This window comes from Enterobacter sp. JBIWA003 (assembly GCF_019968825.1).
In the GTDB taxonomy this organism is placed as follows: Bacteria; Pseudomonadota; Gammaproteobacteria; order Enterobacterales; family Enterobacteriaceae; genus Enterobacter; species Enterobacter quasiroggenkampii.
Window position 1 is genome coordinate 2,557,635 of sequence record NZ_CP074170.1, and the last position, 21,807, is coordinate 2,579,441.

At 57.5% G+C, this 21,807-nt stretch carries 18 protein-coding genes; 13 read left to right on the forward strand and 5 right to left on the reverse strand.

Features of this window, described 5'->3' with window-relative positions; genetic code table 11:
• Positions 1–31: 31 nt before the first annotated feature.
• The 12 genes from KGP25_RS12310 (at position 32) to KGP25_RS12365 (ending at position 14,005) form a co-directional block, all read left to right on the forward strand.
• On the forward strand, positions 32–883 hold the full coding sequence (locus KGP25_RS12310; protein WP_048223329.1) for a Vmh family MBL fold metallo-hydrolase: 852 nt from the start codon (positions 32–34) through the stop codon (positions 881–883).
• A 232-nt stretch (positions 884–1,115) separates the two neighbouring features.
• The gene (gene bdm / locus KGP25_RS12315) at positions 1,116–1,331 is read left to right on the forward strand and encodes a biofilm-dependent modulation protein (RefSeq protein WP_013096534.1); all 216 of its coding nucleotides are present in this window, start codon (positions 1,116–1,118) and stop codon (positions 1,329–1,331) included.
• 95 nt (positions 1,332–1,426) lie between these two features.
• Positions 1,427–1,564, forward strand: coding sequence for a stationary-phase-induced ribosome-associated protein (gene sra / locus KGP25_RS12320; protein ID WP_008501714.1), 138 nt, complete (start codon positions 1,427–1,429; stop codon positions 1,562–1,564).
• A gap of 176 nt (positions 1,565–1,740) precedes the next feature.
• A complete protein-coding gene (locus KGP25_RS12325; protein ID WP_008501715.1) occupies positions 1,741–3,438 on the forward strand; it encodes an NAD-dependent malic enzyme in 1,698 nt (565 codons plus the stop codon).
• A 382-nt stretch (positions 3,439–3,820) separates the two neighbouring features.
• Positions 3,821–5,533: an ABC-F family ATP-binding cassette domain-containing protein gene (locus KGP25_RS12330; protein ID WP_223539022.1), complete on the forward strand. Its 1,713-nt coding sequence runs from the start codon at positions 3,821–3,823 to the stop codon at positions 5,531–5,533.
• Between the two features lie 196 nt (positions 5,534–5,729).
• Entirely contained in the window at positions 5,730–6,740 is a 1,011-nt protein-coding gene (adhP, locus tag KGP25_RS12335; RefSeq protein ID WP_008501719.1) for an alcohol dehydrogenase AdhP, read from the forward strand.
• 150 nt (positions 6,741–6,890) lie between these two features.
• The gene (locus KGP25_RS12340; RefSeq protein ID WP_223539023.1) at positions 6,891–8,510 is read left to right on the forward strand and encodes a TIGR04028 family ABC transporter substrate-binding protein; all 1,620 of its coding nucleotides are present in this window, start codon (positions 6,891–6,893) and stop codon (positions 8,508–8,510) included.
• Between the two features lie 10 nt (positions 8,511–8,520).
• Positions 8,521–9,465 (forward strand): ABC transporter permease, encoded by a 945-nt coding sequence (locus KGP25_RS12345; protein WP_223539024.1) that lies wholly within the window; start codon positions 8,521–8,523, stop codon positions 9,463–9,465.
• Entirely contained in the window at positions 9,462–10,313 is an 852-nt protein-coding gene (locus KGP25_RS12350; protein ID WP_025910991.1) for an ABC transporter permease, read from the forward strand. The genes KGP25_RS12345 and KGP25_RS12350 overlap by 4 nt, the downstream gene beginning before the upstream one ends.
• Complete coding sequence (locus tag KGP25_RS12355; RefSeq protein ID WP_223539025.1) at positions 10,310–11,917, forward strand: ABC transporter ATP-binding protein; 1,608 nt, start codon at positions 10,310–10,312, stop codon at positions 11,915–11,917. Before KGP25_RS12350 ends, KGP25_RS12355 begins: the two co-directional genes overlap by 4 nt.
• The gene (locus KGP25_RS12360) at positions 11,914–12,903 is read left to right on the forward strand and encodes a putative FMN-dependent luciferase-like monooxygenase (RefSeq protein ID WP_223539026.1); all 990 of its coding nucleotides are present in this window, start codon (positions 11,914–11,916) and stop codon (positions 12,901–12,903) included. The genes KGP25_RS12355 and KGP25_RS12360 overlap by 4 nt, the downstream gene beginning before the upstream one ends.
• Positions 12,904–12,913: 10 nt before the next feature.
• Positions 12,914–14,005, forward strand: coding sequence for an alkylhydroperoxidase domain protein (locus KGP25_RS12365; protein WP_223539027.1), 1,092 nt, complete (start codon positions 12,914–12,916; stop codon positions 14,003–14,005).
• Between the two features lie 6 nt (positions 14,006–14,011).
• Here KGP25_RS12365 and araJ read toward each other — a convergent pair whose 3' ends face one another.
• A complete protein-coding gene (araJ, locus tag KGP25_RS12370; RefSeq protein ID WP_223539028.1) occupies positions 14,012–15,187 on the reverse strand; it encodes an MFS transporter AraJ in 1,176 nt (391 codons plus the stop codon).
• 188 nt (positions 15,188–15,375) lie between these two features.
• The gene (locus KGP25_RS12375) at positions 15,376–15,969 is read right to left on the reverse strand and encodes a YbjP/YqhG family protein (RefSeq protein ID WP_223539029.1); all 594 of its coding nucleotides are present in this window, start codon (positions 15,967–15,969) and stop codon (positions 15,376–15,378) included.
• A 252-nt stretch (positions 15,970–16,221) separates the two neighbouring features.
• Here KGP25_RS12375 and ppk2 point away from each other — a divergent pair, with 252 nt between their 5' ends.
• Complete coding sequence (gene ppk2, locus KGP25_RS12380; protein WP_223539030.1) at positions 16,222–17,040, forward strand: polyphosphate kinase 2; 819 nt, start codon at positions 16,222–16,224, stop codon at positions 17,038–17,040.
• A gap of 58 nt (positions 17,041–17,098) precedes the next feature.
• Here ppk2 and fdnI read toward each other — a convergent pair whose 3' ends face one another.
• The 3 genes from fdnI to fdnG are packed head-to-tail and all read right to left on the reverse strand — an operon-like array spanning position 17,099 to position 21,691.
• On the reverse strand, positions 17,099–17,755 hold the full coding sequence (fdnI, locus tag KGP25_RS12385) for a formate dehydrogenase-N subunit gamma (RefSeq protein ID WP_048223347.1): 657 nt from the start codon (positions 17,753–17,755) through the stop codon (positions 17,099–17,101).
• Positions 17,748–18,632, reverse strand: coding sequence for a formate dehydrogenase subunit beta (fdxH, locus tag KGP25_RS12390; protein WP_069719171.1), 885 nt, complete (start codon positions 18,630–18,632; stop codon positions 17,748–17,750). The genes fdnI and fdxH overlap by 8 nt, the downstream gene beginning before the upstream one ends.
• Positions 18,633–18,643: 11 nt before the next feature.
• Complete coding sequence (gene fdnG, locus KGP25_RS12395; protein ID WP_223539031.1) at positions 18,644–21,691, reverse strand: formate dehydrogenase-N subunit alpha; 3,048 nt, start codon at positions 21,689–21,691, stop codon at positions 18,644–18,646.
• Between the last annotated feature and the right edge of the window lie 116 nt (positions 21,692–21,807).

The window sequence follows — 21,807 nt, forward strand, 5'->3', positions numbered from 1 at the left end:
AGAGACATTCCTGAACAACAGAGACAACAGCATGAAATTCACCCACATAGCCCTGCTTTCCACGCTTTTCACTCCGGCTGTTTTTGCCGCACCGTTGAGCATTGATACCTATAACCCTCAGGAGAAAGGCATTTTCGCGGTCTCCTCCACGCTGGTTTCCGGCCCGAAAGAAGCGGTGCTGTTTGACGCGCAGTTTAGCGTGAAGGATGGCGAAGCGCTGGTAGAGAAAATTCGTCAAAGCGGTAAAACCCTGAACAAGATTGTGATCACCTCCGGCGATCCGGATTTCTATTTTGGCCTGCAGCCGCTGGTCAAAGCCTTCCCGAACGCCAAAGTGGTGGCCACGCAGCATGTGGTTGACCACATCAAGGCTACCAAAGACGCCAAGCTCGCCTTCTGGGGTCCGCAGATGAAAGACGGCGCGCCAACCGAGCTGGTCGTCCCGCAGGTGCTCGCCTCCACCACGTTTATGGTGGACGGAGAAAAGATCGATATCGAACAGCCTGACAGCTACGCGGCCTATGTGTGGATCCCGTCAGCGAAAACCATCCTCGGCGGCACCGGGGTAGCCTGGGGAATTCACGTCTGGACGGCAGACACCCAGACAGCGGAAAGCCGTAAGCAGTGGCAGGAAACGCTGGTGAATATGGCGGCGCACAAACCCGAGCGCGTCATCCCGGGTCACTATCTGGGCACCCCACCAGCCGGGACGGGGGCGATTGATTTTACCCGTGACTATCTCCAGCGCTTTGAAAAGGCCTTATCCGTTCATAAAGATTCTGCAGGCGTCATCAGCACCCTGAAAAAACAGTATCCGAACCTGGCTGAAGAGAGCTCGCTGGAATTAAGCGCTAAGGTGAATACCGGCGAAATGAAGTGGTAATGTAAACTCTGCTCCTGCTATATTTTCGTGATAGCAGGAGCACCGTCATAATATTCTCTCAACGCCACGTCGATTTACCCCCACATTTCAAAACCACACAAAAGCATACACTTATGTCATTTTTATTTCTAAGATGAATCTGAGCCACAACCGGGAAAATATTTGCCATTCTGTTTATGAATTAATTTTTTTGCGAGCCGTACCATTAAACAGACAACGACACGGAGGCAGCATGTTTACTTATTACCCGGCAAATACCGCAGCAGCACAACCTGAACTCGTTAACGCGATTGCACAGGGTCTTCACGCCGAGCACGGTGCTGTGACTGAAGATGACATTTTGATGGAACTGACCAAGTGGGTGGAATCCACAGATAATGACATCCTCAGTGACATCTACCAGCAGACCATTAACTACGTCGTCAGCGGGCAAAACGCACCCTTGTAAAAACCTGCTAAGCTGGATCTGCAACCTAAGGGGTTACATTTCGTTTGCGTAAGCAAACTGGTCCTTAAAACTATCAACAGGATTGAGGAGTTAATATGAAATCGAACCGTCAGGCACGCCATATTCTGGGACTGAATTACAAGCTTTCTAATCAGCGCAAAGTGGTGATTGAAGGCGACCACGAAACGCAAGTCACTCACGCCACCGGCAGAAAACGCCACGCGGGCAAGTAAGTTCCAGACTGAGATCCAGAACACCATCGGCAATCCCGATGGTGTTTTTGTTTATGTGTTGCGGTAATTAATATTTAGCTCCTTTATAATACCGCCGGACCGCACCCCATCGCACAGGCCAGAAAGATGACAAACAGCAGTGTCAGGGACGGATCTTCATAAAAAGAGTGAGTGACATGGACAACAAACTGAAAAAACATCGTTCCTTATACATCCCATATGCCGGACCGGTTTTACTCGAATTCCCCCTGCTCAACAAAGGCAGCGCCTTCAGCATGGAAGAGCGCAGCAGCTTTAACCTGCTGGGTTTACTGCCTGAAGTGGTTGAAACCATTGAAGAACAGGCAGAGCGCGCGTGGATCCAGTACCAGGGTTTCAAAACTGAAATCGACAAACACATCTACCTGCGCAACATTCAGGACACCAACGAAACCCTCTTCTATCGCCTGGTACAAAACCATCTTGAAGAGATGATGCCGGTGATCTACACCCCGACGGTGGGTGCCGCCTGCGAGCGTTTCTCAGAGATCTACCGTCGCTCCCGCGGGGTATTCATCTCTTATCAGAACCGTCACAACATGGACGATATTCTGCAGAACGTGCCTAACCACAATATCAAAGTGATTGTGGTGACTGACGGCGAACGTATTCTCGGCCTCGGCGACCAGGGCATTGGCGGGATGGGGATCCCAATCGGTAAGCTCTCACTCTACACCGCCTGCGGCGGCATCAGCCCGGCGTATACCCTGCCGGTAGTGCTGGACGTCGGCACCAACAACCAGCAGCTGCTCAACGACCCGCTCTATATGGGCTGGCGTCATCCGCGTATTACCGACGACGAGTACTATCAGTTTGTCGACGACTTCATCCAGGCCGTGAAGCACCGCTGGCCGGACGTGCTGCTGCAGTTTGAAGACTTTGCGCAGAAAAACGCGATGCCGCTGCTGAACCGCTATCGCGATGAGATCTGCTCCTTTAACGACGATATCCAGGGCACCGCAGCCGTCACGGTGGGTACGCTTATCGCCGCCAGCCGTGCAGCGGGAAGCCAGCTGAGCTACCAGAAAATCGTCTTCCTTGGCGCAGGCTCCGCAGGCTGCGGTATTGCCGAGCAGATTATCGCCCAGACGCAGCGCGAAGGCTTAAGCGAAGAGCTGGCCCGCTCCCGCGTCTTTATGGTGGACCGTTTCGGCCTGCTGACCGACGGCATGCCGAACCTTCTGCCATTCCAGACGAAGCTGGTGCAGAAACGCGAAAACCTGAAAAACTGGGATACCGACAACGAAGTCCTTTCCCTGCTGGACGTCGTGCGCAACGTGAAGCCGGATATTCTGATCGGCGTTTCCGGGCAAACCGGTCTCTTCACTGAAGAGATTATTCGCGAGATGCACAAGCACTGCGAGCGCCCTATCGTGATGCCGCTGTCTAACCCGACTTCCCGCGTGGAGGCGACGCCGCAGGACATCATCGCCTGGACCGAAGGTAACGCGCTGGTTGCGACCGGCAGCCCGTTCGATCCGGTGGTGTGGAAGGATAAAACCTATCCGATTGCCCAGTGCAACAACTCCTATATCTTCCCGGGCATTGGTCTGGGGGTGATTGCCTCCGGCGCGTCCCGAATCACCGACGAAATGCTGATGTCGGCGAGCGAAACCCTGGCGGGCCACTCGCCGCTGGTCAACGACGGCGAAGGTCTGGTTCTGCCTGAGCTGAAGGATATTCACAAGGTGTCGCGCGCTATCGCGTTTGCGGTGGGTAAAATGGCGCAGCAGCAGGGCGTGGCGGTGAAAACCTCTGCCGACGCGCTGCAGCAGGCCATCGACGACAACTTCTGGAAGCCTGAATACCGCAGCTATCGCCGTACGTCGATTTAATCCGCTCCGCCCGGTGGCGCTTCGCTTACCGGGCCTACGGGCTGGCTGTTTTCCCTCTCCCTGTGGGAGAGGGTCAGGGTGAGGGCAACAAACCGCACCATCGAATACCCACTAGCCAAACCCCTTTTCCCCCGCTACACTCCTTTCATCCATTAACCCACTGAATATATAAGGAGGCCAATTATGCTGTATCGTGAAATTTTCAATGTTTCACATACATTTGGTGATCGCACCAGCTCAAGCGTTATCGGTATCGTGCTGCGATAACTTCTGCTTGAGCGAAGACACCAACCCCTGAAATCCCTTCTCTCGGGCTTACTGAGTTATCGTCAGCGATGTTTGACGAGGCATAAACATGCCTGTAACTCTTGGGTAAGCAACAATGAGCACTTTACTCACTGCACAATCTTTACGCGTTGATACGGCGTTTAGCACGCTCTTCGACTCACTCTCCTTTACGCTGAAAAAAGGCGATCGCATTGGCCTGCTGGGCGACAACGGCTGCGGTAAAAGTACGCTGCTGAAGGTGCTGGACGGCACTGACTCCCCCGCCGCCGGAACGGTCTCGCTGGCCGGGCACTGCCTGATGGCACGCGTGGAGCAACATCTCCCGGGCGCTATTTTTCCGCTGACCATGCTGGATGCCGTCCTGGCCCAGTTGCCCTCAACTGAACGGGAAAGCCTGCGCTGGAAAGCCGAAACGCTGCTGGCAAGCATGGGCTTCACGCCGCAGGATACGATGCTGCAATCCGCCACGCTGAGCGGCGGACAGCACACCCGCCTGCTGCTGGCCCGGGCACTGATTCACGAGCCGGACCTGCTCCTGCTGGATGAACCCAGCAACCACCTGGACCTGCCGACCATGCTCTGGCTGGAACACTTCCTACAGAACTGGTCGGGCAGCTTTGTGCTGGTCTCGCATGACAGACAGCTACTGGATGCCGTCACCAACGGCAGCTGGATCCTGCGCGATAAAACGCTGCACTACTTTGCCCTTCCCTGTACGGCAGCACGCAAGGCGCTTGAAGCAAAAGATGAGAGCGATGCGCAGCGCCACAAGGCGGAGCAAAAGGAGATCGACCGCGTGACCGCCAGCGCGAAGCGGCTGGCGACCTGGGGCAAGGTTTACGACAACGAAGACCTGGCCCGAAAAGCCAAACAGATGGAAAAGCAGGTCGAACGGCTCAGGGAGAGCCAGACGGAACTCACGGCAGGTAGCCCGTGGACGCTAACCCTTCGCGGCGACGCGCTGCGGGCCGACCGTTTACTGGAGATGGAAAACCTTGACGTGCCCCCTGCTCCGGGCCTGCCTGCGTTGTTCAGCGTCGACGTTGCGCGGTTAAAAAGCGGCGATCGCGTGGCGATTGTCGGTCGTAACGGCTGCGGTAAATCGTCGCTGATGAAGCTTATCTGGCGACAGTTTACCGATGAACTGACCCACGACGGGTTGAAGCTGCACCCGCGCGTGTCGCCGGGCTATTACGACCAGACGCTGAATCAGCTGCCCGACAACGCCACGCTGCTCGACGCGCTGGAGCCTTTCGCTCCGGATCCGCAGAACCGCAAAATGGCCCTGATAAGCGCCGGTTTCCCGTGGGCGCGTCACGGACAAACGGTCAGCACGCTCAGCGGAGGCGAACGCTCGCGCCTGCTGTTCGTTGGCCTGACGCTTGCCCGCTATAGCCTGCTGATGCTGGATGAGCCTACCAACCACCTGGACATGGAAGGCAAAGAGGCGCTGGCGCACACCCTTCAGCAGTTCGAAGGCGGCGTCCTGCTGGTCAGCCATGACCGTCAGTTAATTAGCCAAAGCTGCAACCGTTTCTGGCTGATTGAAGAGGGAAAACTGAGCGAGTGGCACGATGCAGAAGCGGTGTTTGAGCGGCTGCGTGAACGCGCGGGGCTGGTCACATCCACTGCGCCTGACATCGCGGCGCCGACGGATCGCCCCTCGCCGTATGACGATCTGCTTGAACGCCTGGTCGCGCTGGAAACGCTGCTGGAAAACGATCTGGCGCGTAAGCCGAAGCATCAAAAGCCGCAGCTGCAGGCGCAATGGCGTAAAGAGATAGAGGAGATAGAAGCCCAGCTGTAAGTCTGCGCCCGGCGAGCGCCTCGCCGGGCCAGAATTTTCCCCCTTAATTATTAGAGGAACGCCGTATTCTTAATCTGAAATCGAATCAAATGATGACATTATGTTGCTGCAGCCTTGCATTACCAGGCTAATGTATTAATCCTTAAGAGGTACTACACCTGCTATGCAGATTCTTATCATGAACAAGGAGATACACATGAAGGCTGCTGTTGTCACTCAGGATCACCAGGTCAACGTTACCGAAAAAACCTTACGCCCGCTAAAGCATGGGGAAGCCCTGCTGAAGATGGAGTGCTGTGGCGTATGCCATACCGACCTCCACGTGAAGAACGGTGATTTCGGCGATAAAACCGGGGTCATCCTGGGCCATGAAGGGATTGGTATCGTTAAAGAAGTCGGCCCTGGCGTGAAGTCGCTGAAAGTCGGCGACCGCGCAAGCGTGGCCTGGTTCTTTGAAGGCTGCGGGCACTGCGAATACTGTAATTCCGGCAACGAAACCCTGTGCCGTGACGTGAAAAACGCCGGTTACTCCGTTGACGGCGGCATGGCGGAAGAGTGCATCGTCACCGCGGATTACGCGGTAAAAGTGCCGGACGGTCTGGATTCGGCGGCGGCCAGCAGCATTACCTGCGCGGGTGTCACCACCTACAAAGCAGTGAAGGTATCGGGTATTAAACCGGGCCAGTGGATTGCGATTTACGGTCTCGGCGGGTTGGGTAACCTCGCGCTGCAGTACGCCAAAAACGTCTTTAACGCCAAAGTCATCGCCCTTGACGTTAACGACGAACAGCTGAAGCTGGCGGCCAGCATGGGTGCGGATCTCACCATCAACTCCCGCAGCGAAGATGCCGCTAAAATTGTGCAGGAAAAAACCGGCGGCGCGCATGCCGCAGTCGTCACTGCCGTCGCAAAAGCCGCCTTCAACTCGGCGGTGGATGCCGTGCGTGCCGGTGGCCGCGTGGTCGCCGTTGGTCTGCCGCCGGAAGCGATGAGCCTCGACATTCCTCGCCTGGTGCTGGACGGCATTCAGGTGGTGGGTTCGCTGGTCGGTACCCGTCAGGATCTGCAGGAAGCGTTCCAGTTCGCCGCTGAAGGTAAAGTCGTGCCGAAAGTCACGATGCGCCCGATCGAGGACATCAACGCCATCTTCAAAGAGATGGAACAGGGCCAGATCCGTGGCCGTATGGTGATTGACCTGCGTTCATAATCACCCACCGTTCAATTACCGCTCCTGACAGGGGCGGTTTTTTTATAGCCATTTTCCGGCAATCCTTATCTTAATTCCTTTGTTCCCTTGTTTTCCCCTGCGCCCGATGATGAATCCGACGCTAACAAGAAGATAACAAAGGAATTCACCATGCAAACCCCATTTCGTCTGCCGCTGTTGACGGCGCTGATTCTGACGACCACCGCCGCCTGGTCCGCGGATGCGCCTGTTAAAGGCGGCACGCTGATTTATCTGGAGCAACAGGCGCACACCAACCTCTATCCGCCTGCCGGCGGCTTCTACCCGAACGGGGGCATTCTGAACCAGATTACCGACAAACTGACGTGGCAGAACCCAAAGACGCTGCAGGTCGAACCGTGGGTGGCCGAAAGCTGGACCACCAACGCCGATAAAACCGAATACACCTTCAAAATTCGCCCGGGGATCACCTTCTCCGACGGCACGCCGCTGGATGCTAACGCCGTGGCGAAAAACTTTGATACCTACGGTTTGGGCAACAAGGCGCAGCGCCTGCCGGTGTCAGAAGTGATCAATAACTACGATCGCAGCGAAGTGGTCGACCCGCTGACCGTGAAGTTCTACTTCAAAAAACCGTCACCGGGATTCCTGCAGGGCACCGCCACCATCGGGTCGGGCCTGGTCTCGCTCAGCACGCTCGAGCGCAATTTTGAAGAGCTGGGTGACGCCCGGCATATCATTGGCTCAGGCCCGTTTGTGGTGAAGGACGAGAAGCTGGGTCGCGAAGTGACGCTGGAAGCACGTAAGGACTACCAGTGGGGGCCCAAAAATCTGGCGCAACAGGGGCCAGCCAATCTTGATGGCATCAAGTTTATCGTGACTCAGGAAGACAGCGTGCGCGTCGGCGCCCTGCTGGCTGGTCAGGCCGACTTTATTCGCCAGGTGCAGGCGTATGACGAAAAGCAGGCGACCGATCAGGGCTATAAAATCTACGCCGCCCCGACCCGCGGGGTGAACGACAGCATTAGCTTCCGTCCGGATAACCCGCTGGTCTCCGATATTCGCGTGCGCCAGGCGCTGCTGCATGCCACCAATGCAAAACAGGTGGTTGAGACCCTCTTCTCGGCTAACTATCCGCAGGCGAAGTCGGTAATTGCCGATTCCGCCGCTGGCTTTGTCGATCTCAGCGACAAATTGTCCTTTGACCCGGCAAAAGCCAACCAGCTGCTGGACGAGGCAGGCTGGAAAGCAGGCAGCGACGGGATCCGCACCAAGGATGGACAGCGGCTGGCGCTGACGGTGTATGAATCCCTGCCGCAGCCACAAAATAAAGAGGTGCTGCAGCTGGTTGCCCAGCAGTGGCGTCAGGTGGGCGTGGCGCTGAACGTGAAAGCCGGCGACGCAGGCAGCCGCACGCTGGATAACCTTGATCCGCTGAAAACCCCGTTAACCGTCTCCGAAGTGGGCCGCGCCGATCCGGACGTGGTGAAAAGCATGTTCTACCCCGCTAACCGCGACGCCCTGCTGCAAAAAGGCGGCTCCAGCGACAAGGTCAAAAGCTTCCGTGACGACAAGCTGAATGCGCTGCTGGTGAATATCTCCTCAGAGGTTGATCCACAAAAACGCCTGCAGCTGACCGGCGATGCCCAGCGTTACCTGCTGGATAACGCCTACGTCATTCCGATTTTCGAAGAGCCGCAGGTCTTTGCCGGTGCGCCGTGGCTGAAAGGCGTCAATTTTGAAGCAGTCGGCCGCCCGTCGTTCTACGGCGCGTGGATAGAGAAACACTGAGGAGCTGACGATGCGCCACGCACTTCTTCAACGTTTTGGGCACGGGCTGCTGGTCTTGTGGACCGCCTTTACCCTCTCGTTCGTGTTGCTCCAGGTGCTGCCGGGCGACGCGGTGCTGATTAAATTTCAGAACCCGGACCTGGGCTTAAGCCCGGCGCAAATCGAGGAGATGCGCGTGGCCTACGGCGCGGACAGCCCGCTTTGGCAGCAATACGGCCACACGCTGCTGGCGATGCTGCGCGGGGATTTCGGCTACTCGTTACAGGCCGGGGTGCCGGTCAGCGAGCTGATTGCCAGCAATCTGCCGGATACCCTGAGCCTCGCCCTGCCCGCTTTTTTACTCGCGGTCCTGCTGGCGTTTGCGCTGGCCTTTGCGTCGCGCCTGCCGGGTCTGCGCTGGCTAAGTAATACCCTCCAGTCTCTGCCGGTCCTGTTTATCTCCTTACCGACGTTCTGGCTGGGGATTGCCCTCATCCAGCTCTTTTCTTTCCAGCTGCGGCTGATCCCGGTGATTAACCCGACGCCGCTGCAGGGGCTGATCCTGCCGATCGTGACCGTCGCGATCCCGATCTCCGCCCCGCTGGCACAAATCCTGATGCGCAGCCTCGACCAGGTGGCGACGCAGCCGTTTGTCGCCGTGGCCAGGGCTAAAGGGCTGAGTGAAACCGCTGTGCTGTGGCGTCACGTCACCGGCAACGCCCTGCTGCCGGTCCTGAACATTGCCGGGCTGCTGCTGGGCGAGCTGATTGCCGGGGCGCTGATCACCGAAACCGTTTTTGGCCGCAGCGGGCTCGGGCAGCTGACCCAGCAGGCGGTGAACAACCAGGACATCGCCGTGCTTCAGGCGGTGGTCATGATATCCGCCCTCGGTTTTGTCCTGATCAATCTGCTGGTGGATCTGCTGATGCCGCTGCTGGATCCCCGTCTGCAAACCGTTACCGGAGGTGCATCATGAGCCTGGTTGATTACGCTGCCGCTGCGCGAAAACGCGTTCCGGGCTGGCAGGGCGTCGCGTGGCAGCCCGGACTGTGGCTGGCATGGGCGGTCATTATTATTGCGCTTTTTGCCGCCGTGGCGCCCGGCCTGTTAACCCACTACAGCCCGATTGAGGGCATCGCCGGAGCGCAACGTCTGGCGCCGCAGGCGGGCCACTGGCTCGGCACCGATCAGCTTGGCCGCGATGTTTACACCCGTATTGTGTATGGTGCGTCCCACTCCCTGAGCGCGGCGCTCGCTGCCGTCACGATGGGGCTGGTGGCAGGCACCGGCCTGGGGGTCATCGCCGGGGCGTTCGCCGGACGCGTCGAGTCTTTCCTGATGCGTTTTGTCGACGTGCTGTTGTCCATTCCGTCTCTGCTGCTCTCGCTGACGGTCATTATTCTGCTCGGGTTTGGCACCGTTAACGCCGCGATTGCCGTCGGCGTGGCCTCCATTGCCAGCTTCGCCCGCCTCGCGCGCGGTGAAGTGGTGCGCATCCGCCATACGGATTATGTCGAGGCAGCGTTCGGCAGCGGCGGGACGTTCCTGGCGGTGCTGTGGCGACACATACTGCCCAATGCCTTAACCGCCGTCCTCGCCTTTGCTACGCTGCAGTTTGGTCAGGCCATTCTGGCCCTCTCCACGCTGAGCTTTCTCGGCTACGGCACCCCGCCGCCCGTACCGGAATGGGGTTTATTGATCGCCGAAGGCCGTAACTATCTCTCTACCGCATGGTGGCTAACCACCTTCCCCGGCGTGGTCGTCATCGCCGTGGTGCTTGCCACCAACCGTATCAGCCAGCAGTTCAGCGGAGGCCTGAAATGACCGTACTCTCGGTAGAAAACCTGACCATCAGCTACCGTACCGCGCGCCAGTGGCGCGAGGTGGTACATAACGTCAGCTTTACCCTCAGGCGAGGGGAAATGCTGGCCTTTGTCGGCGAATCCGGATCCGGCAAAACGACCACGGCACAGGCAATCATTGGCCTGCTGGCGGATAACGCCCGGCGCGATGCGGGAAAAATCGTGCTCAACGGCGAGGAGATTAGCCGGTGGTCAGCGAAGCGTCTCGATACCCTTCGCGGGGCGCGAATCAGCCTGGTTCCGCAGGATCCGGGTAATTCCCTCAACCCGGTCAAGACGATCGGCGTGCAGGTCGGGGAAATTATTCAGTTGCACCAAAAGGTAACGGCTCTCCAGCGTGACGAGCAGGTGCTCGCCCTGCTGAGAAAGGTCGGCCTGAGCCACCCCGAACAGCGCATGACGCAGTATCCGCATCAGCTCTCTGGCGGGATGAAACAGCGCGTGCTGATTGCCATCGCCATTGCCCTGCGCCCGGACGTGATCATTGCCGATGAGCCCACCAGCGCGCTGGACGTGACGGTGCAAAAACGCATTCTCGATCTGCTGGATATCCTGCGTCGGGAATCGGGTACTGCGGTTCTGTTTGTGACCCACGATCTGGCCCTGGCTGCCCAGCGCGCGGACAGGCTGCTGGTGTTTCGCAACGGTGAGGTTCAGGAGCACGGCGACACCGCCGACATTGTCCGCACGCCGCAGCACGCCTATACCCGTCAGCTACTGAGCGATCTCCAGGGCCAGCGCCTGACCATCGCCCCGGTATCAGGTCTTCCGCTCTCGTCACCGGCCATTCGCGCCCGGGCCATCAGCAAACGGTTCTCGCTGGGTAAAGGTCATCAGCTTCAAGCGTTGGATCGGGTGACGTTTGACGTCAGACGCGGCAGCACCCATGCGCTGGTCGGTGAGTCCGGCTCCGGGAAGACCACCCTCGCCCGTATTTTGCTGGGTTTTGAACAGGCGGATAACGGACAGGTCATTATTGATGACATTGATGCCACCGCGCTCAGCCGCGAGGCCCGTCGTCAGCTGCGCCAGAAGATCCAGTTTGTCTACCAGAACCCGTTCGCCTCTCTCGACCCGCGTCAGACGCTGTTTGACATCATCGAAGAGCCCCTGAAGAACTTTTCTCGACTCGCTAAGGCGGAGCGAAAGGCCCGGGTGGAGACCGTGGCGCAGCGGGTTGCCCTGCCCGTCGAACTCCTGACCCGTACAGCCAGAGAGCTTTCAGGCGGGCAGCGCCAGCGCGTGGCCATCGCCCGGGCGCTGATCCTGAAGCCGACTATTCTGGTGCTGGACGAAGCCACCTCCGCGCTGGACGTCACCGTACAGGCGCAAATTCTGGCTCTGCTTCAGCAGCTGCAGCAACAGCTGGGATTAACCTATCTGTTCATCACGCACGATCTCTCCACCGTTCGCCGGATCGCCCACAGCGTCACGGTGCTGCGCAGCGGTCAGGTGGTCGAACACGGTGACGTCGAAACCTTATTCACGTCGCCACAGAACGACTATACCCGCGAACTGATTGCCGCCATTCCCCATTTTTCACCCGCTACGGAGGAGTTCGCATGACGCGAAAACGCCTGGGATTTTTCACCCGCCTGCTTGACGATGCCACGCCAAAAGAGCGCTATCGACTGGCTACAGAACAGATCCGCCACGCCGAACGCCACGGTTTTGACAGCGCCTGGATTGCGCAGCACCACTTCCATGAGAATGAAGGCGGCCTGCCGTCACCGCTGCTGTTTCTGGCCCACGTTGCGGCGCATACCGAAACCATTCGGCTGGGTACGGCCATCATTACCCTGCCGATGGAAAACCCGCTGCGTGTGGCGGAAGATGCCGCCGTGCTGGATTTACTCGCTGATGGCCGTCTCGAAGTCGGTTTTGGTTCGGGCGGCACACCGACCTCTTTCCTGCCGTTCGGACTGACGTTTGAACAGCGCGGCGCGGCCTTTGCCGATCATCTACATGTGATCCAGAGCGCCTGGCGCGGGGATTCGCTCACCCATCCGGATAACCACCTTTACCCGCCAGCGCCACAGCTGGCTGACCGGATCTGGATTGCCACCTTTTCCGTCGACGGTGCCGTTCGCGCCGCGCGGGCCGGACACGGTTTAATGCTCTCCCGCACGCAGCCGCGCCCGGCAGACCAGTTGGATTTAACGCTTGACGCGATCCAGAACCCAATTGTGGATGCCTACCTTGAGGCGCTGCCCGCCGGTACCGCACCGCGCATTCTGGCTTCTCGTACGGCATTCGTCGCCGACAGCGATGACTATGCGCTGAAAGTTGCAACGCCGGGTCTCACGAAACAGGCCCAGCAGCATCGCGCTGCCGGACACGTGGTTAAAGGTGACACTGTCACAGATTTTCGTCGCCAGTTCGACGCCCATATCGGTTCGCCTGAGACGGTGCTGCGTTCGCTGCAGGTCGATTCCGTTCTCAGGCGCGCCACTGACATCTCATTCCAGGTCCATTCGGTCGAGCCCACCCATCGCGACACGCTGCGCTCCATCGAACTGATCGCCGAACATATTGCCCCCCATATCCATTGAGGAGATACCTATGTCATTAAGTCACGACATTCTCGCCGAGCTGGCGGAAATTAAACCCGGTTCCCCTCTGGCAGAGGCGCGCGCCACGCGGGACGCCGCCACGCGCCACGCACAGGGCAGCTACGAAATCTTATTCACTCAGCAGAATAGCGATTTTGCGCTGGACGAGCGCTTCGCCGTCGCGGCAAAAGTTGCGAGGTGGCACAACGCGGAGGCGCTGGCCGCGCACTATGCGGGGTTTGGCCTGGCAGACCCGACCTCAGACCGTCTGACCCCGGCGCTCAATTTCGCGCGCCTGCTGACCTTCTCCCCCGTCGAAGCCACGCCGACATCGTTAAGGGCGCTGACCCAGGCGGGATGGAGCAAGGAAGGCATCGTGACTCTGGCGCAGCTTATCGCCTTTGTCAGCTTCCAGAGCCGACTGATTGCCGGGCTGCGGCTGCTGAACGACAGGCCTGTCGCCACAAGCGATGCGCCGGTGGCGGCAGGCGTCTGGCACACGACCGCCACCACGGCCACCGGAAAGGCGGCTCCCGTCGCCTTCACCCAGCAGGAACTGGGCTGGGAGCCGTGGATCGCCGCCAAACCGCTGGCGGATTTTCGTGATGACGAGGTTGCTGTACTGGCGAAGTTTGGCCACACCGATTCCGACTACTTCCGCCTGCTGGGACGCAACCTGCCGGTGCTTGAACAGCGCACGCTAACGGATAAAGGGATTTTTTATACGCCGGGGGGATTGCCGCGCGCCGAGCGCGAGCTGGCCGCAACGGTCGCCAGTAAAATTAACGGCTGCATCTACTGCGCATCTGTCCATGCGCGGAAAGCCAGCCAGCTGTCAAAGGATGACGCGGCGGTAGAGGCCCTGCTGGCCGTGCGTCCGGGACAATCCCTGAGCGAGGGGCAATCTGCGCGCTGGCAGGCGGAGATTAATTTTGCGGCAGCGCTGTCGGTAACCCCGCCTGCCGCCACGCCGCTGCACCTTGCCGCGCTGGAAAAAGAGGGGCTGGACACCTTAGCCCAGCTTGATCTGGTGCAGTCCGCCGCGTTCTTCGCCTGGGCCAACCGCCTGATGCTGACTCTGGGCGAGCCCTGGATTGCCTGACTTCAATCAGGCTAGCGCGCGAGCGTTAGCCTGAGCCTGTCTGGCCCGCAGATAACCGTAGATCACTAATGCACTCATGGCCGAGAACGAGAGTAACGCCGCAGGCAGCGTGACGTAGCGCCAGCTAAAGCCGAGGGTAATCATCATCCCGCCAAAGTACGCCCCGATCGCACTGCCGAGATTAAACGCCATCTGCCCGCCCGCAGCCCCCAGCATCTCGCCGCCCTTCGCATTTTGCAGAAGGAGGATCTGCAGCGGCGCAGAGAGCGCGAACAGCCCGGCACAGCAGATAAAGCCCATCACCAGCGAGGCCGTTTTCAGTTCGCCACAGACAAAAAGCAGCAGCAGCGAGGCGACAATCACCATGTCGGTGGTCGCCGCAATGCGCAGCGGGCTAAAACGTCCCGAAAGCTTACCGCTCAACATATTGCCCAACACCATGCCAAGGCCCATCAGCATCATAATGATGGTCATCATGCCTTCGGAGAAGCCAGAAACGTTGACCATAAACGGTTTAACGAAGCTGAACCACGCGAACACGCCAGCATTACCAAACATCGTGGCGGCAAAAATCAGCCAGGGCTCCGGTTTCTTCAGGAACTGGAACTGCTCGGTCAGTTTAATTTCTGATTTGTCATGGATGTTCGGCACCCAGATCAGCACCGAGAGGATCACCAGCGCATCGAACAGGGCGATCAGGAAAAAGGTATAACGCCAGTTGAACTGGTGTCCCAGCCAGGTGCCGAGCGGGACGCCCACCAGGTTAGCCACGGTCATCCCGGCGATCATCCCGGCCACCGCGACCGTCACCTTCCCCGGCGGCGCAATTTTAGACAGAATAATCGCCCCGACGCCGAAAATCGCGCCGTGAGGAAAACCAGAAATCAGGCGCCCGGTCGCCAGCCAGAAATATGACGTAGAAAACGTAAACAGAGCGTTCCCGACCGCGCACAGGGCAACCAGAAACAGCAGCGTGGTTTTTAACGAGAACTTGCCTGAGAACAGCGCCACAATCGGGGCGCCAATCACCACGCCGAAGGCATAAAACGAGATCATATTCCCGGCGGAGGGTATCGAAATACCGGTGTCATGCGCCAGCTCGGTTAACACGCCCATAATGCCAAATTCAGCCATGCCCAGGCCAAATGTGCCAAGCGCCAACGAAAATATTGTCTTTTTCATACCTCAACCACGGGTTAATCACTCGCAACGGGCATTATTGAATAATCTTGTATGGTGAGCCAGTTCAAATCAGCTGGCTGACAGGTTAATCCATTGATTCAGGAGTTTTCTCCAACTGCTACGCGGTGGGAGTGGCAAACAAAAAGCCCCGGCAGGTGTCAGGGCTGGAAAGGGTTCAAGGTCTAGTTTTACAGTGCGCTCTCTGCCGCTGCTTTAGCGCGTGTAATAGCACCAGCATTGAAAATAGGATGCTCATGATTGTTCGTTATGTCACGAACGCGGTAGACTTTCCATGCATCATCTTCACGACGAAGAAATACCTCAAGATGGATGCTTCTCCCGTTACCCGCCCCTTCAATGACCTGGACTACTTCACCGTTTAAAAATGACCTGGCGTTTTCCACTCGTAACGCAGGTATCCATTCACGAGAATAATCTTGAGTATACGTAAAATAGTCAGACTCAATTAACTCTTGTTCAGAAATTTCCTGAATGGTATTAATGCGAGCAATCGTATCAGCAGAAACATATTTACGCAGTTCGTCGGCAGGATAAGGCCTGGTTTCATCGCTGCCGAATACGGAAAGATAGGATTTATAAAATGATTCGGTAGCGTCTTGCGCGCTATGATGTTGATTGGTAGCCGAACTGCATCCCACCAGCAACATAACGAATGATAAAAATATTCTTTTCATCAGTGCATCCTTAGCACATTCACTATGAGAGCACCCCAGAGCGTGTGAACGGAGATAAGAAACCGCAGCGTCTTTATTCCAACTCATTCTTAGTTCCTTTAAGTAAATAAGAATGAAATTATCACATTAACCACATACAGAGCATGGGATTAAATGTGCTGATTTTATTGCATCTGCATAGGGAAACAGGTGCTAAGCACCTTCGTTAATACCTCTGTATCTGCTTAAAAAAGTGTCGTGACATTAATTACCTAAAAACAATACGCATAATATCAGGTGGATTACACTTCATAGTGCGGCCTCGCTTTTTCCGCACCGGACAACCTGAGGATGACAATCATGGGAAGCAAAAAGAAAACCCCTGTCGCTGTTGATGTCGTAACGAATGCACCGCTTAAGACCAAAGAGTATGAGAAAGAGCTCCGCCACCTGCACGTCGAACTGGTTAAGCTCCAGCAATGGGTCGTCGCCAAAGGGTTAAAAGTGTGTATTGTTTTTGAAGGACGCGACGGTGCCGGCAAAGGCGGCACCATTAAAGCGATCACCGAGCGCGTCAGCCCGCGCGTGTTTCGCGTTGTTGCGCTCCCTGCCCCGACGGAAAAAGAAAAAAGCCAGCTCTACTTCCAGCGCTATGTGCCCCACCTGCCTTCGGCTGGCGAAATCGTGATCTTCGATCGCAGCTGGTATAACCGTGCGGGCGTTGAGCGAGTGATGGGGTTCTGCACGGAGGAACAGGCGGAGAAATTTTTAGACGGCGCGCCGGTTATGGAAAAAGCGATGGTCGATGCCGGCATTATCCTGCTGAAGTACTGGCTGGAGGTGACGCCGAAAGAGCAGGAGCGCCGCCTGCGCGACCGTATTAACGATGGGCGTAAGATCTGGAAGCTGTCGCCGATGGATATTAAATCCTTTAACCTCTGGGACGAGTACACCCGCGCCCGCGACGCCATGTTTGAAGCCACCGACACCGCCTGGGCGCCGTGGTTTGTGGCGCGTTCAGAGGATAAAAAACGCGTGCGCCTGAATATTATTTCGCATCTGCTTTCGCAGATCCCGTATAAAGAAATTCACGTCGACAAGGTGGATTTACCGAAGCGCAAAATCGGCAAAGTCAAACCCACAAAATATCCGTTCCGGTATGTGGAGGAGCGGTTCTGATTTGAAGAGTAGGCCCGCGCAAGCGCAGCGCCGCCGGGCAAAGCCGACGGCGCTGCTCTTACTTAATCCCTTCCGTACTTTCCTGTTTTGCTTCCAGTCGCTCCACATCACGGTACCAGCGCGGGTGGTGTTTCTGCGCCCAGCGGCGGCTCACCTTCCCTTCAATCATCCCTTTGATTGATCCTTTCACCCAGAACGCCATATACATATGGATCAGGATGGCATGAATCAGGATGATGGCCGATGTCGCGTGGATAAGCAGCGCGTAACGCACCACCTGAATCGGGAAATAATGCGCAAAATACGGACGCCAGATCATCACGCCGGTCACCAGCAGCACAAAAATCATGCTCATGATGGTCCAGAACATCATCTTCTGCCCGGCGTTGTATTTCCCCACCTTCGCGACTTTGTGCTCGTTACCCTTCAGGACTTCGACAATCCCTTTCACCCACGGTATATCCTGCTTGTCAGGAATATTGTGATGGACGAACCGCACGAACATAAACATCAGCACCACGAAAATCAGCACGCCGAAGAACGGGTGCAGAATGCGCCCCATCTGCGGCGTACCGAAGGTTTCGGTCAGCCACTGCAGCGTCGGGAAGAAGAACGAAATTCCCGATACCGCCACCAGGAAGAAGCAGATCACCACCGTCCAGTGACAGGCGCGATCGACAAATTTGGTGCGCACTATCATTTTCGACTTACTCATGATGCTCCTCCTCGTCGTCATCCACCTCTTTGTTTGGCCCGATACCGATATAGTGATAGATCAGCCCGGCAAAGGTGGCGATAAAGCCCGCCGCGGAGAGCGGTTTAAGCGCCCCTTTCCACAGGTTGATGGAGGTATCGATCGCCGGATCCTTCGGCAGGTTGTGGTACAGCTCCGGCTGGTCGCTATGGTGCAGGACATACATCACGTGCGTACCGCCCACGCCCTGCGGGTTGTAAATGCCCGCTTTGTTGTAGCCCCGCGCTTTGAGCTTATCGACACGCTGCTGCGCCACGTCCAGCATCTCTTTTTTGGTGCCGAAGTGGATCGCCCCGGTGGGACAGGTCTTCACGCAGGCTGGTTCCTGACCGACGCTGACGCGGTCCACGCACAGGGTACATTTGTATACCCGGTTATCCTCTTTATTGAGGCGCGGAATATTAAACGGACAGCCCGCGATGCAGTAGCCGCAGCCGATGCAGTTGTCCTGCTGGAAATCAACGATCCCGTTGGCATACTGGATAATTGCCCCAGCAGACGGGCACGCTTTCAGACAGCCCGGATCTTCACAGTGCATGCAGCCGTCTTTGCGGATCAGCCACTCCAGCTTGCCGTTCTGGTCGGTTTCGCTAAAACGCATCACCGTCCAGGATTTGGCGCTCAGATCCGCCGGATTATCGTAAACCCCTACGCAGTGCCCCACCTCGTCGCGGATGTCGTTCCACTCCGAGCAGGCCACCTGGCAGGCCTTACAGCCCACGCAGGAGGAGACGTCGATAAGCTTGGCGACTTCTGCCTTGTAGTCCCGCGCGCGAGGCGCGGGGGTAATCGGGTTCGTCGCGGAGCGTTTAATAATGTCTTGTGTTTCCATCGCCATTTAATCGCTCCTTACGCTTTCTCAATGTTGACCAGAAACGCTTTGTACTCCGGCGTTTGCGAGTTGGAATCGCCGACGTTTGGCGTCAGGGTATTAGCGATGTAGCCTTTCTGCGCCACCCCTTCAAAGCCCCAGTGCAGCGGGATGCCGACGGTTTCCACCTGCTGGCCGTGCACGTTCAGCGACTGCAGGCGGCGGGTGACCACCGCCACCGCGCGAATAAAGCCGCGCTTGCTGCTCACCTTCACGCGATCGCCGTTGGCAATGCCTTTCGCCTTCGCCAGCGTTTCGCTTATCTCCACAAACTGTTCCGGCTGCGCGATGGCGTTAAGCCGCGCGTGCTTGGTCCAGGTATGGAAATGCTCGGTCAGGCGGTAGGTCGTCCCCACGTACGGGAATTTGTCCTTTTTGCCCAGACGCAGCGCGTCGTCTTCGTAGATACGCACCACCGGACTGGAGACCACGTTCGGGTGCAGCGGATTTGTCCCCAGCGGCGTTTCCATCGGCTCGTAGTGCTCCGGGAATGGCCCTTCCGCCAGCTTGTTGAGCGCAAACAAACGCCCCAGCCCTTCCGGTTGCATGATAAACGGCCCGGTGTTGCTGCCCGGTGCGGCGGTGCTGTAGTCCGGGATATCGTTCCCCGTCCATTTCGCCCCGTTCCACTGGATCAGCATGCGCTTCGGATCCCACGGCTTGCCGTTGATGTCCGCCGACGCGCGGTTGTACAGCACGCGACGGTTCAGCGGCCACGCCCATGCCCAGCCCAGGGTATTGCCCAGACCTGACGGATCGGCGTTATCGCGGTTGGCCATCTGGTTACCCTGCTCGGTCCAGCTACCGGTGTAGATCCAGCAGGACGAGGCCGTGGTGCCGTCGTCGCGCAGCAGCGCGAAGCTGTTCAGCAGTTGACCTTTCTTCGCCACCAGATTGCCGCTCGCGTCATACAGATCCGCCAGCGCCACGCCGTTATTCTCTTTCGCGACTTCTTCAGACTCGGGACGATCCGGCTGCTTGTAGCGCCAGCTCATCTTCAGCAGCGGCTCAGCGCCTTTGCCGCCTTCGGTGCGGTACATTTCGCGCAGGCGGTGGTAAATCCCGGCCAGGATCTCGCCGTCGTTACGCGCTTCACCCGGTGCGTCCTGGCCTTTCCAGTGCCACTGCAGCCAGCGGCCGGAGTTAGCAATGGAGCCATCCTCTTCCGCAAAGCAGGTGGACGGCAGGCGGAACACTTCGGTCTGAATCGAGGCCGGATCGACATCGTTTGATTCCCCGTGGTTCTGCCAGAAGTTGGAGGTCTCGGTCACCAGCGGATCGATAACGACCATGTACTTCAGCTTGCTCAGGCTGCGAACGACTTTGTTCTTGTCCGGGAAGGAGGCCACCGGGTTGAAGCCCTGGCAGATATATCCCGTGACGTTGCCCTTATCCATCATGTTGAAATACTTGATGACGTCATAAGCCTGATCCCACTTCGGCAGCCACTCAAAGCCCCAGTCGTTCTCTTTCTGCGCCGCATCGCCGTAGAAGGATTTCATCAGGCTGACGTAGAACTTCGGATAGTTGCTCCAGTAGTTCACCTGGTCCGGCAGCGTCGCTTTTGGCGTGTTCTCCGCCAGATAGCTTTGCAGATCCGTCTGCTTTTCAGACGGCAGCGTCAGGTAGCCCGGCAGGCTGGTCGAGAGCAGTCCGAGGTCGGTCAGCCCCTGAATGTTGGAGTGACCCCGCAGCGCGTTCACGCCGCCCCCGGCCATGCCCATGTTGCCGAGCAGCAACTGGATCATCGCCATGGTGCGGATGTTCTGCGCGCCGACGGTGTGCTGCGTCCAGCCCAGCGCGTACAGGAACGTGGTGGTTCTGTCGGCAGCGCTGGTGGAGGCCAGCACCTCACACACCTTCAGGAAGTCCGCTTTCGGCGTGCCGCAGATGTTTTCCACGACGTCCGGCGTATAGCGGGAAACATGCTGTTTCAGCAGGTTCCACACGCAGCGCGGATGCGTCAGGGTTTCATCCCGCATCGCATAGCCGTTTTCATCGAACTGATAGTTCCAGGACGTTTTATCGTACTGGCGTTTTTCGGCGTCATAGCCGCTAAACAGTCCGTCATCGAAGGCAAAGTCATCCCGCACCAGCAGGTTCGCGTTGGTGTAGTGCTTAACGTATTCCGCGTTAATTTTGTTGTTTTCGATCAGGTACAGCAGCACACCGGACAGGAACGTGATGTCCGTACCGGAGCGGATTGGCGCATAGATATCGGCCACCGATGCCGTACGCGTAAAGCGCGGATCGACGACGATAAGCGTCGCATCATTGTTGTTTTTCGCTTCCATCGCCCAGCGGAACCCCACCGGATGGGCTTCAGCGGCGTTACCACCCATCACCACCACGACGTTCGCGTTTTTGATATCAACCCAGTGGTTGGTCATCGCACCGCGACCAAATGTTGGAGCAAGACTTGCTACCGTTGGTCCGTGTCAGACGCGCGCCTGGTTGTCTACCGCCAGCATGCCGAGAGAGCGCACAAATTTTTGCGTCAGCATACCGGTTTCATTACTGGCCGCAGAGGCACATAACATGCCGGTGGTCAGCCAGCGGTTGACCGTCACGCCCTGCGCGTTCTTTTCAATAAAGTTGGCGTCGCGGTCGGCTTTCATTAATTTTGCAATACGGGAGAAGGCCTCATCCCAGGAGATACGCTGCCATTTATCAGAACCCGGCGCGCGATATTCCGGGTAGCGCAGGCGGTTTTCGCTGTGAACGTAGTCCAGCAGCCCCGCCCCTTTCGGGCAAAGCGCCCCGCGGCTCACCGGATGATCCGGATCCCCTTCAATGTGGTAAATCGCTTCTCTGGCGTTCTTCGCGCCATCGCCCAGGCTATACATTAAAAGCCCACAACCCACGGAGCAGTATGTGCAGGTGTTACGGATCTCTTTCGCGCGCAGCAGCTTATAGTTGCGTGCCTGAGCCAGCGCCATTTTGGGAGCAAATCCCAGCATTGCGGCTGTTGTTCCGGCCATACCGCCCGCGCAGATTTTAAAAAATTGTCTGCGGCTGACGTCCATTGTTGTCCTCGTTATCTGAAAAGACTTCGCGCCGCAAACTAACAGCAAAGCCCCTGATTTTTTTGCGTCAAATCAAGGTCATCTGTCTTCCCCCCCTTAATAGTCACCCCCGCAAT

What these genes read in the sequence shown, in the direction of transcription:
- KGP25_RS12310 (WP_048223329.1), top strand. Translation starts at nt 32, where the DNA reads ATGAAATTCACCCACATAGCCCTGCTTTCCACGCTTTTCACTCCGGCT.
- bdm (WP_013096534.1), top strand. Translation starts at nt 1,116, where the DNA reads ATGTTTACTTATTACCCGGCAAATACCGCAGCAGCACAACCTGAACTC.
- sra (WP_008501714.1), top strand. Translation starts at nt 1,427, where the DNA reads ATGAAATCGAACCGTCAGGCACGCCATATTCTGGGACTGAATTACAAG.
- KGP25_RS12325 (WP_008501715.1), top strand. Translation starts at nt 1,741, where the DNA reads ATGGACAACAAACTGAAAAAACATCGTTCCTTATACATCCCATATGCC.
- KGP25_RS12330 (WP_223539022.1), top strand. Translation starts at nt 3,821, where the DNA reads ATGAGCACTTTACTCACTGCACAATCTTTACGCGTTGATACGGCGTTT.
- adhP (WP_008501719.1), top strand. Translation starts at nt 5,730, where the DNA reads ATGAAGGCTGCTGTTGTCACTCAGGATCACCAGGTCAACGTTACCGAA.
- KGP25_RS12340 (WP_223539023.1), top strand. Translation starts at nt 6,891, where the DNA reads ATGCAAACCCCATTTCGTCTGCCGCTGTTGACGGCGCTGATTCTGACG.
- KGP25_RS12345 (WP_223539024.1), top strand. Translation starts at nt 8,521, where the DNA reads ATGCGCCACGCACTTCTTCAACGTTTTGGGCACGGGCTGCTGGTCTTG.
- KGP25_RS12350 (WP_025910991.1), top strand. Translation starts at nt 9,462, where the DNA reads ATGAGCCTGGTTGATTACGCTGCCGCTGCGCGAAAACGCGTTCCGGGC.
- KGP25_RS12355 (WP_223539025.1), top strand. Translation starts at nt 10,310, where the DNA reads ATGACCGTACTCTCGGTAGAAAACCTGACCATCAGCTACCGTACCGCG.
- KGP25_RS12360 (WP_223539026.1), top strand. Translation starts at nt 11,914, where the DNA reads ATGACGCGAAAACGCCTGGGATTTTTCACCCGCCTGCTTGACGATGCC.
- KGP25_RS12365 (WP_223539027.1), top strand. Translation starts at nt 12,914, where the DNA reads ATGTCATTAAGTCACGACATTCTCGCCGAGCTGGCGGAAATTAAACCC.
- araJ (WP_223539028.1), bottom strand. Translation starts at nt 15,187, where the DNA reads ATGAAAAAGACAATATTTTCGTTGGCGCTTGGCACATTTGGCCTGGGC.
- KGP25_RS12375 (WP_223539029.1), bottom strand. Translation starts at nt 15,969, where the DNA reads ATGAGTTGGAATAAAGACGCTGCGGTTTCTTATCTCCGTTCACACGCT.
- ppk2 (WP_223539030.1), top strand. Translation starts at nt 16,222, where the DNA reads ATGGGAAGCAAAAAGAAAACCCCTGTCGCTGTTGATGTCGTAACGAAT.
- fdnI (WP_048223347.1), bottom strand. Translation starts at nt 17,755, where the DNA reads ATGAGTAAGTCGAAAATGATAGTGCGCACCAAATTTGTCGATCGCGCC.
- fdxH (WP_069719171.1), bottom strand. Translation starts at nt 18,632, where the DNA reads ATGGCGATGGAAACACAAGACATTATTAAACGCTCCGCGACGAACCCG.